This is a genomic window from Nitrosospira sp. CT (assembly GCF_059489795.1).
This window is the reverse complement of the sequence record NZ_JCAHZJ010000026.1, coordinates 19,039-29,324: the sequence shown is the minus strand read 5'-3', so window position 1 is coordinate 29,324 and position 10,286 is coordinate 19,039. Positions and strand designations below refer to the sequence as shown.

The 10,286-nt window shown below is 53.6% G+C and carries 10 protein-coding genes and 3 pseudogenes; 8 read left to right on the top strand and 5 right to left on the bottom strand.

Annotated features, from left to right (window positions below; genetic code table 11):
- On the bottom strand, positions 1–233 hold a 233-nt coding region (locus AC52W5_RS04430; protein ID WP_495670114.1), incomplete at its 3' end, for a hypothetical protein.
- 63 nt (positions 234–296) lie between these two features.
- On the opposite strand from AC52W5_RS04430, the gene AC52W5_RS04425 reads away from it, so the two are divergent.
- The 3 genes and pseudogenes from AC52W5_RS04425 to AC52W5_RS04415 all read left to right on the top strand — a co-directional run.
- Positions 297–587, top strand: a complete 291-nt coding sequence (locus tag AC52W5_RS04425; RefSeq protein ID WP_495670113.1) for an HdeD family acid-resistance protein — start codon at positions 297–299, stop codon at positions 585–587.
- Positions 588–756: 169 nt separating this feature from the next.
- Positions 757–891 (top strand): hypothetical protein, encoded by a 135-nt coding sequence (locus AC52W5_RS04420; protein WP_495670112.1) that lies wholly within the window; start codon positions 757–759, stop codon positions 889–891.
- Between the two features lie 15 nt (positions 892–906).
- Positions 907–1,179: pseudogene (locus AC52W5_RS04415) on the top strand (PRC-barrel domain-containing protein); the annotation flags it as partial.
- A 320-nt stretch (positions 1,180–1,499) separates the two neighbouring features.
- Here the strand turns inward: AC52W5_RS04415 and AC52W5_RS04410 are convergent.
- Positions 1,500–1,790 (bottom strand): type II toxin-antitoxin system RelE/ParE family toxin, encoded by a 291-nt coding sequence (locus AC52W5_RS04410; RefSeq protein ID WP_495670111.1) that lies wholly within the window; start codon positions 1,788–1,790, stop codon positions 1,500–1,502.
- Positions 1,778–2,065: a CopG family ribbon-helix-helix protein gene (locus tag AC52W5_RS04405; RefSeq protein ID WP_495670110.1), complete on the bottom strand. Its 288-nt coding sequence runs from the start codon at positions 2,063–2,065 to the stop codon at positions 1,778–1,780. Before AC52W5_RS04405 ends, AC52W5_RS04410 begins: the two co-directional genes overlap by 13 nt.
- Positions 2,066–2,549: 484 nt before the next feature.
- Between AC52W5_RS04405 and AC52W5_RS04400 the strand changes: the two are divergent.
- Positions 2,550–2,719: pseudogene (locus AC52W5_RS04400) on the top strand (IS3 family transposase); the annotation flags it as partial.
- Positions 2,720–2,823: 104 nt separating this feature from the next.
- Here AC52W5_RS04400 and AC52W5_RS04395 read toward each other — a convergent pair.
- On the bottom strand, positions 2,824–3,489 hold the full coding sequence (locus tag AC52W5_RS04395) for an N-acyl amino acid synthase FeeM domain-containing protein (protein WP_074975015.1): 666 nt from the start codon (positions 3,487–3,489) through the stop codon (positions 2,824–2,826).
- A 229-nt stretch (positions 3,490–3,718) separates the two neighbouring features.
- Here AC52W5_RS04395 and AC52W5_RS04390 point away from each other — a divergent pair.
- Both AC52W5_RS04390 and AC52W5_RS04385 read left to right on the top strand, forming a co-directional pair.
- Positions 3,719–3,847: pseudogene (locus tag AC52W5_RS04390) on the top strand (IS3-like element ISKpn18 family transposase); the annotation flags it as partial.
- A gap of 219 nt (positions 3,848–4,066) precedes the next feature.
- Positions 4,067–4,621 (top strand): SRPBCC family protein, encoded by a 555-nt coding sequence (locus AC52W5_RS04385; protein WP_495670109.1) that lies wholly within the window; start codon positions 4,067–4,069, stop codon positions 4,619–4,621.
- Between the two features lie 15 nt (positions 4,622–4,636).
- On the opposite strand, the gene AC52W5_RS04380 is transcribed toward AC52W5_RS04385, so the two are convergent.
- Positions 4,637–4,966, bottom strand: coding sequence for a hypothetical protein (locus AC52W5_RS04380; protein WP_107763242.1), 330 nt, complete (start codon positions 4,964–4,966; stop codon positions 4,637–4,639).
- 421 nt (positions 4,967–5,387) lie between these two features.
- On the opposite strand from AC52W5_RS04380, the gene AC52W5_RS04375 reads away from it, so the two are divergent.
- Both AC52W5_RS04375 and dnaE read left to right on the top strand, forming a co-directional pair.
- Entirely contained in the window at positions 5,388–6,386 is a 999-nt protein-coding gene (locus AC52W5_RS04375) for a YheT family hydrolase (RefSeq protein ID WP_495670115.1), read from the top strand.
- 232 nt (positions 6,387–6,618) lie between these two features.
- The gene (gene dnaE / locus AC52W5_RS04370) at positions 6,619–10,152 is read left to right on the top strand and encodes a DNA polymerase III subunit alpha (protein ID WP_495670108.1); all 3,534 of its coding nucleotides are present in this window, start codon (positions 6,619–6,621) and stop codon (positions 10,150–10,152) included.
- Positions 10,153–10,286 lie beyond the last annotated feature (134 nt).

Genomic DNA, 10,286 nt, shown 5'->3' with positions numbered 1-10,286 from the left:
GATATGAGTTGCTCTTTTCTCTGACGTATCATTGCGTCATGTACTGCCGCTTCGTTCACGTCATACATCACCGCACTGCTCGCGCTTGCTGTTGCCTTTGCTGCCTCGAATTCACACTCCGTCAAGTCTTTGTGACGCTGGGGCGGATCGTCTCGAGGCTTACTTAAAATCATTGGTTGCTGTGCGCATGCATACAGGAGCACGCACAGAATAACCGTGATGTGATACTTCATGACGCATCCCTCTTTGTTTATTGGGAGAGCCATTGTATCAACTCTATTTACCCACCCCCGGCCATGATCCTTCCGGGACTTACAGCGGTGATGCTTGTGCTGATCATCGGGGCTACCGCTCTGGCGACCGGTGTCGTTGAGGTCGTCATGGCGATTCGCCTGCGTAAGGTGATCCGAGGGGAAGGGCTCCTGATTCTCGAAGGCATCATATCGATCGCGTTCGGCGTATTCGTATTTCTCTTCCCCGGTGCCGGAGCACTGGCTCTAGTGTGGCTGATCAGCACGTATGCCACCATATCCGGACTGCTGCTGTTCGTACTCGCCTGGCGAGCAAAAAAATGGGGGCTAGCATGAGATGCTTGCGTCATGAACTACCCCATGGATCTCCTGATAGAGGCTTTAAGTCAGGGGTTTGGCTGGGCCGGTCCTGCCAATGGCAAGGCCGGATGCCAACAAGGTTGGCGCACTGAAACGGTGCGTTGATCACATTTATGGACGAGCAATACTTAAAGGAGGAAAAGACATGAATCTCACCAAAATGATTGTAGTCTCAATTTGCAGCTTGTCTCTCACTACCACGGCCCTCGCTGCAGATCCCAAGGCGAGCAAGGACTTGGGACCTACCGCTGCCGAGACTGAGCTCATCGGGCTTGGATAGCAGGTCTCGAAATTCAAGGGCGCGGATGTCTATAACGATACGAAGGAAAAGGTCGGGGATTTCGATGATTTCATCGTAACCAAGGATGGGCATCTGGTTTTTGCCATTGTGAATATTGGTGGCTTTCTCGGCTACGGTGATTACAAGGTCGCGGTCCCTGTGGAGAGATTTTCCCAGATTGTCCCGAAAGCGGTTCTTCCCGGCGCAACAAAGGAAAAACTGAGGCAACTGCCCAGATTCGATTACCGGATCCTGGTAGGAAAAGAAAAGGGGTCAGAAAACCCCTAGGCACAAGCTGGCGGGAACACTTACAGTGTTCCCGTTCTCTGCCCTCTGAAACGGTGAGCTGTGAGGGCAAGGTGTATCGTGCGCTTCATTCAGCAGGTGTGGAGGTATAGCCGTTATACTTTGTCATAGCCGAACGATTCCAGCAAATTATCGTTGTCGCGATTTTTTATTCCAGCGACCTTCATATCGGCTATCTTGGAAGAAAATTTTGAGCGTGCATGAAGGCTGCACGCAAGAACGCGAAGATTATCGCCCTCCCGGAGATCTGGATGAAGATGCATGGGTATTGAACTCGATGCTTACTCCCTCCCGAGATCCCGTCAGTAACCCGCCTCCTTCTGGTGGCGCACGGCTAGAATCACTGCCGTCTCGCCCTCATAGCGATAGAGAGCCACATAACCACTGTCCCCGAAGTCGATGATCCACTCCCGATACTCTGGCTCCATATCCTCCGCCGGACGGCCGATCCCAGGCTGGTGCACAAGCACTTTCACGCTTTTGCGGATCGCCTGGACGGCCCGCCTGGCAGCATCAACGTTCTTATCTGCGAGGAAACGATACAGGCGCTGCACATCCTGCAGCGCCTGAGGCGTCCAGATCAGACGTGGCATTCTGGTGGCTCAGCGTCCTGACCTCCTTCGAGCTTAACCAACCAGGCGTCCGCCTCTTCAGCCGTGGCATGCAATCCAGTGGCCTGGTACTCTTTCCAAGCCTTGATCGCATCCTGGCGGAAGGCCTCGCGCTTCTCTTCGCGCTCGACATACTGGGTGATTGCCTCACGCATGAGCCAGTGTGGCGTGCGATGACGAGCGGTGGCCAAGCGCTTCACGCGCTCCTTGATATCCGGGTCAATCTTGATCGCAACTGGGCGGGTAACAGCAGCCATGGCAGGGTCTCTATTTGGTATTTAATGGTATTACCTTAGCATACCAGCGGCGACAAATCCATATGTGCTATATAGGCAGAACTCCTGCCCGCACTGGCGGTTTTACGGATGCAATGACAGCTGAGATGCTGATTGCCTACGCCTCCTGACATTTGATACTTTTCGACATGCGAAAACAAGACTGAGGACCAGTCGAAGAGCTGGTCCCCCTATAATCCAGCTATTTCAACTTTCTCATTTCCTCGGCCAATACCCACAAGGCGCGGTTGAGCTTCACATTTTGATCGATGCCGGTCACCGCGCGGGTCGTCATGGAGCGTCCGCCCTTGTTTCGTCCCCGTATGCCACCCTTGATCAGGTTTTCCTGAACAGGCTGAAGGTCGTCTACATGTCGCTGGCGCGATCCGAGAAACGCCGCGGCGTCAGTAAATCCCGTTCCGTAATCGGCGCCGGTCTTTCCGAATCTTCATATTTGAGGGTCAGGGTGCGCGATCTGGGCGAATTCTGCGGAGCATCGCGTTTATCGCCTGATGAAGCAGGAGGGATGGCGGGCTCAGGTGGGATACCGGCAAAGCCGGACATTATGGCAAACCGGCTGCCGTTGCCGAGAACCGGCTAGAGCAGAACTTTGACGTCGAGGCCCCCAATGAGGTTTAGGTCACGGATATCACTTATATCCGTACGCACGAAGGCTGGCTGTATCACGCTTATTGCGGTAATTGCTCTACCGATTTTTGTCTGAATTCTCCCCTATCACATCATCCTTGCATAATCTGCCGCTGAGCATTGCATCCAGGGATTTCAAACTGTTCCAGGTCAGGATGAAAAGTGTGGAAGAAAAAATCATACAAAGGGTGGTTTGCCATACGCCAGCGCCGTTCGAGTTCAGGAATTCGCAAAGCGAGTATGCGGTGTGGAATATTATCCGCATAAGGTAAGGGAACGAGACTGGCACCAGGGAAAGCATCCTGGAACATTAATCCCAGATACAGCTTTTCAAGGGGTGGGCGTGCGCCAATGACTATCCAGTCGACCTGAAGCGAGACGCATGCAAGATAGAGCTGCTTTAAAACAGCGGTGCGTACTGTCCGGGCTTGGGTACCCCCGCTGACAACAAAGCGCGTGGCTTCCGCTACTCTGCTTGCGCGAAGGTATTCCGGCAGCAAGATTGCATGTTCCAAGGGAAGGGGCGCTTGGATATTGGTTTGAAGTCTTGAGGTCGCCACGGGACTTCCATCAGCTTTTGAAGTGGCCAAAAAAACGAACGAGGAGTTGCGTGAGTCTTCCGGTTCGGGAAAGGCAAGCTTAAGAGCGAATTGCGGTAGATGACGTCCATACCTGTCTTTCCGAAGTCTTGTACACTGTGCGAGTTCTTCAGGCGTGCGAACACGCCCTATGGTAAAGGGAAGATATTCAACTTTCATATTGCCTGGTTCTTTTAAAATCTGGTTCCCTCAATCCATCTGGGATTGAAAGAGTTACTCATAGAAACAAGCGCGGAAGTATAAGTACTTAAGCGACTTGGCGCTTGCCTATCTGACCCTCCAGCCACTTCATAGGATGAGTGCCTGGAGTAACACCTTTAGTGGTTTAATTTGCACGGACACTTTGATAGGTGGATTATTCACTTATGGAGGGGGTTTATGATGATTGAACGCTGGACAGGCAGGAATTGGCAAGCCGCTCACTGCCGAGCAGCAACGTATCCGGCAGCCGGGGGCGGAGAATCGGCAGTTACGGATGCATAATGACGTTTTAAAAAAGCCTCGGCCTTCTTTGCGGGAACTGAAATGACCTACCGGCTGGTTCGTCATCATTTCTTGCTGCCATCCACATCAGATGCATCGCCCTTTGGCTCAAAATCTCGTGACTACATTATCCAGAATAAACTTGCTAAACCACTTTCCAATCCAGGCGAATATGTCCAAAAACGGTAACGACCTCTTGTAATACCCAATGAGAAACGCCTCCTTCTTGCTATTCCTGTGGTCAATGCCATTCATGGCAGGATCGTCAGCAGATTCGCCCCAGGGTAGGGACATCGAAGTTCAGGTCAGCATGGTCGGGGAAAACATTATTATTGATCTTAATTTTGCTGTGCCAGCAAGCCAGCAGGAGGTCTGGGACGTGCTCACCGACTTCGACGGTATGGCTGATTTTGTCTCCAACTTGAAGGAGAGCAAGATTGTCAGTGTTTCTGAAGACAAGTTTACTATTTTCCAAAGCGGGGCTGCCACTTACGGCCCCATCCGTTATCCGTTCGAGTCAACACGGGAAGTAAGATTGATCCCTTACGATAAGATATTGACGCATCTCATCAGTGGCAACATGCACAAATTGGAAGGTACTACTTACCTGACTGATGAGGCCGGGCTGACTCGCGTGGTCCATCGTACTGAGGCTATCCCGAAAGTCTGGATTCCTGCGGTAGTGGGAAAAGTGTTTATCGAGCATGAAATGCGGGAGCAGTTTAATGAAATGAGAAATGAAATAATCAGGAGGAAGAGAGCGGTCCTAAAGAAAGGACATGAGAGAAACAGGACGAGCGATGACTAAACGGTGGTCCTGCCACTAAAATTTTATGCGGGAACTGATTGTCTCGTATATCTTCGAACTGAATGCGGTCGCCTGCTGGATAATCTCCCGCTCGGATGGGTCCTTGATCTTTCCCGTCCTCGTTAGCTTTTCGCCGACTCTGTAACCATTCGCCCACGCCGCATCGCAAATGGGGTCACCAAAAACATGCTTCTTTTCGGCAATATGCGCGGCTAATCCGCTCAGGAATTTGTCGTTTGTGCCTGAAAAATAACCTCCTATCGTACAGAGCTTGTAATCCTCTTCGGTGGCGGTAACGGTGGTGGAAAAAATCGCAAAAAACAACAACAAAAACAGTTTTTTCATGCTGCTCCTTAAAGATTCAGATTCATGACTTGCCGTTCAGCGGAACCTGCGCGAGATGAGGATCAACCGATGGATGAAATATTGTTTCTCTTCCTGGCGTCCCGGCAACTTCAAAACGGGCAACTGCAAAATGGAAGTGCGAAGGTACATCTATTATAGTACTGCTGTTCCGGTGTGCGATACAGGTCGGTCTTGCCTTCAGCCGATTCATGGAGTTGGGCTCTTGTCTGTCATGGATGCCGCAACAATCAGGAGCATAAGGAAATCTTCGGCTGGACCATCCGCTTTTTTTATTGCTATATTTAAAACGTGTCGAGAGCGGCAGTTCGCTCATTCCGAGATGGCAAGGATTATAAGACCTGATGTGAAAACATTCCTTTCCTCCATATCCATTCAGCCAGCAAGACCTTATGTCGCCCCGATGTGGCTGCGGGGGGGCCACGCCCAAACCATCTATCCCTATTTTCTTGCCCGCCCTTCGATTCCCTACCGGCGTGAGCGCTGGGAGCTGGATGATGGGGATTTCATCGATATCGACTGGCTGGAGGGCGCGAGGGATGCGCCCCTGGTAGTGCTGTTTCATGGCCTCGAGGGAAGCTCGAACAGCCACTATGTCGTGAGCACCATGACCCTGTTTCGGGAGATAGGCTGGCGCGCGGCCGTGGTACATTTTCGTGGCTGCTCCGGTTCACCGAATCGGCTGCCACGCGCCTATCATGCGGGTGATTCGGCAGAGATCCACTGGGTATTGGAACGCATCAATGTCAGAGAAAGGCAGCCCGGCTTACAACACTCTTCGATTTATGCGGTCGGAGTATCGCTGGGAGGCAACGCGCTGCTGAAATGGCTGGGTGAACAGGGCAGGCACGCGTGCCGGTTGGTGGACGGAGTTGTGGCCGTTTCCGTGCCTCTCGATCTTGCCGCTGCGGGGAATGCTCTCGCTTCCGGCTTCAATCTGCTCTACACGCGCCATTTTCTCGATACGCTCAAGCGCAAAGCGGTTGGGAAACTCGACCTCTTTCCGGATTTGTTCGATCCAGCCGCGGTCGGCGCCTGCACCACATTGTATGAGTTTGACAATCTCGTAACTGCACCGCTCCATGGTTTTCGCAATGCGGAGGACTATTGGAATCAATCGAGCAGCAAACCATGGCTCAAGTACATTGAAGTGCCTACCCTCGTTGTAAATGCAATCAACGACCCGTTCATGCCGCCGCATGCCTTGCCCACCTGTGCAGATGTTTCTTCCAGGGTCGTCCTGGAATACCCGGACGAGGGAGGGCATGTAGGCTTCCTCGATTCCCCGTTTCCCGGCAGACTGACCTGGTTGCCGGAAAGAATCGTCAGCTTTTTTGGCGAGCAAGGGGGTCGGGTCGTGCTGCAAACCGGCGAAGCAATGCCGGCAACCCAGATTTCCTGATCACGATTTTCGTCGCGGTTTTTCGTCGCACCTTCCGGACTTCCCCTTCAGAAATACTGCCGTGCTGGTACCCGACTCGGAATCCGGAATGGCCTCCGGATATAAAACTGCTGTCCTCTGGCAAGGACCTTTATGTGGTTAACTGGTGTAAAATATCCCGTGTAATTTAGTCGGCTTCCCGCAAGTCGGCTTGCTGCCACAGTCCCTAACCTTTCGCCGCGTCAGTCCTCAAGTGCCTGTTCCGACAACGTTTATTCATCTACGGTTGCACAGTGAGTATTCCGTAGTAGACGGCATCGTTCGCATAGACGAGGCGGTGGCCAAAGCCGTTGCCGAGGGAATGCCAGCCCTGGCGCTGACCGATCTCTCGAACCTGTTCGGCCTTATCAAGTTTTACCAGGAGGCGCGCAATAAAGGAATAAAGCCGATTGTCGGCTGCGATGTGTGGATCAGTAACGACATCGATCGGGACAAATCTTCTCGAATGCTGCTGCTGTGTCAATCCTATCCCGGCTATCTCGCGCTGTGCCGCCTGCTATCTCGTGCCTACCGGGAGAATCAATACCGGGGACGGGCGGAAATCAGGAAATCCTGGTTAAGCGACGGCGATCTCGGGACGGAAGGCTTGCTTGCTCTTTCAGGCGCCAGTCTGGGCGACATAGGGCTGGCGCTTATACACAACGACTTGGATCAGGCCCGCACCCTTGCCCAAGAGTGGGCGGACCTCTTCCCCGGTCGCTTCTATATCGAAGTGCAACGGGCAGGGCACGCCAACACTGAAGCACTTGTGCAACGTTCCCTTGCTCTGGCGGCGGCCTTGCGCCTCCCGGTGGTGGCGACGCACCCGGTGCAATACCTGAATCCGGAAGACTACCGCGCCCACGAGGCCCGAGTCTGCATTTCTCAGGGCTACGTGCTGGGCGATCGGCGCCGGCCAAGGCATTGCACTGAGGAGCAATATTTCAAAACCCAGGCGGAAATGAGCGCCTTATTTGCCGACATACCTTCGGCACTTGCCAATACCATGGAAATTGCCAGGCGCTGCAATCTGGCCCTGGAATTGGGGATCAATCGCCTTCCCCAGTTTCCGACGCCGAATAACGAAAGCCTGGATTTGTACCTGCGCAATCAGGCCAGCACAGGTCTGGAAAAACGCCTGCAAGCACTTTTTCCGGATCCCGATCGACGCGCTGCGGAGATGCCGAAGTATCGCGCCCGGCTGGATTTCGAAGCCGATACTATCGTGCAAATGGGTTTTGCCGGATATTTTCTGATCGTGGCTGATTTTATCAACTGGGCCAAGCAGAATGACGTGCCGGTCGGGCCGGGACGGGGTTCCGGAGCGGGTTCGCTGGTTGCTTATTCCCTCGGCATTACCGATCTGGATCCGCTCCGCTATGATCTGTTGTTCGAACGCTTTCTCAATCCCGAACGCGTCTCCATGCCCGACTTCGATATCGACTTCTGCCAGGACGGGCGCGAACATGTCATCGAATACGTGAAACAGAAATACGGGGCCGAGAGCGTTTCACAGATCGCCACTTTCGGCACCATGGCGGCCAAGGCGGTGGTAAGGGATGTGGGCAGGGTGCTGGACCTGCCTTACAACTTTGTCGATCAACTGGCAAAACTGGTCCCTTTCGAACTGGGCATGACCCTGAAAAAAGCGCGGAAGGAAGAGCCGCAATTGAATCAACGCGCAGAAGCGGAGGAGGAGGTCCGCAATCTGCTCGAGTTGGCCGAACGCCTGGAGGGACTGACGCGCAATGTGGGCATGCACGCAGGAGGCGTGCTGATTGCTGCAGGAAAGATTACCGATTTTTGTCCTGTATATTGCGCGGACGGGGGAGAATCGGTCGTAAGCCAGCTTGATAAAGATGATGTGGAGAAAATCGGTCTGGTGAAGTTCGATTTTCTGGGATTGAGGACTTTAACCATACTCGACTGGAGCGTGCGGTATATCAGGCAGCGCGAGTCGGACAAGACGGGCAGGACGGAGAACGATCTCGGAACTCAACCGTTTTCGCTTGAGAACCTCCCGCTGGATGACCCCGGTACCTACGCGCTGATGCGGCAAGGTAACGCGGTGGGAATCTTCCAGTTCGAATCGCGCGGCATGAAGGATCTTTTGCAGAAGGCCAGGCCGGACCGCTTCGAAGACATCATCGCGCTGGTAGCCCTGTATCGTCCCGGACCGATGTCGCTGATCCCGGAATTTATCGAACGCAAGCATGGTAAGCGAGTGGTGGAATATCTCGATCCGCGCCTGAAACCGATACTCGAGCCTACCTACGGCATCATGGTTTACCAGGAACAGGTGATGCAGATCGCACAGGTGATTGGCGGATACAGCCTTGGGAGCGCCGATCTGCTGCGCCGGGCCATGGGCAAGAAAAAGCCTGAGGAAATGGCTTTGCAGCGCGATATCTTCGTGTCCGGCGCAGTGAAGAATGGGCTGACAGAGGACGGCGCTGCCGAATTGTTCGACCTGATGGAAAAATTTGCCGGCTATGGATTCAATAAATCCCATGCAGCCGCGTATGCCTTGATAGCCTTCCAGACCGCCTACCTCAAAGCGCATCATCCGTCTGAATTCATGGCGGCCACCCTGTCTGCTGACATGGATGATACGGACAAGGTACACATATTTTTTGAGGACAGCATTGCCAATGGACTGGTTATCCTGCCTCCCGATATCAACCTGTCCGGTTATCGCTTTGTCCCGGTAGACGAGAAAACCATACGGTATGGCCTGGGGGCAGTAAAAGGAACAGGAGAATCGGCAATAGCGGCTATCATCCAGACGCGCGGTGAGGGAGGCCCTTTCAGCGACTTGTTCGATTTCTGTCATCGGGTAGACAAACGTATTGTTAACCGGCGCGTAGTGGAATCTCTTATACGCGCGGGCGCATTCGATGCCATCGACAGCCATCGTGCAGCCTTGCTGGCATCGGTTGGAATCGCCCTCGAATCGGCGGAGCAGGCGGAACGCTCGATTAACCAGGTAAGCCTGTTTGGAGAGGGAACGGATGTCATTGAGCGGGCGACCCTAGTCAAGGTGCCCGTATGGCCGGAAAAGGAAATGCTGAAAAATGAAAAACTGGCTCTCGGGCTCTATTTGAGCGGTCATCCCTTCAACGCCTACAGGGAAGAATTGAATCATTTCGTGCGCACCCGCCTGGATCGACTGGTGCCTCAGCGGGAACCGCAACTCCTCGCAGGCATCGTATACGCAATACGCATACAGGTAACGCGACGAGGCAGAATGGGCGTGATCGTGCTGGATGATGGGAGCGGTCAGGTGGAGCTCGTTGCGTATAGCGAGCTGTTCGAGTCTGCCCGCAGCTGGTTGAAGGAAGATCAGCTTGTGATCGCGGAAGCAAGAGTCAGTAACAGGATGGGCGATGATGAGTATGGAAACGGACTGCGGATAACCGCCGATGTGCTGTATGATCTGGATAGCGCCCGTTCCCGTTACGCCCGGCGAGTGGAGGTGCATTGCAATGGATCCTCCAGCGCTACCAGATTGAAAGAACTGCTTGCGCCCTACCGGCTCGATGTAGGCAGTGTCGGCACAAAAAAAGGGTCTTCCGGTAATTCGAGCGACGTCAACGCGGAGGTTTGTCCTGTGCGGATTGTCTACCGGAACCAGAATGCCGGCTGTGAGCTCGAACTGGGCGATGCCTGGCGCATTCGCCTGCGCGAGTCGGCGCTACAATCCCTGGCCGCGCATTTCAAGATGGAAAATGTCAGAATCGTCTACTGATGATCTATACCAACTATCTCTGGAGAAGATTCGAATGGGAAGCATTCTTGACCCCAGGGATGAGTAGTTCTACTATGCTCACGCACACCCTCAACTATCGTTCCACCCTCCCCGGCCAGGTTGCCCGGAGTGGC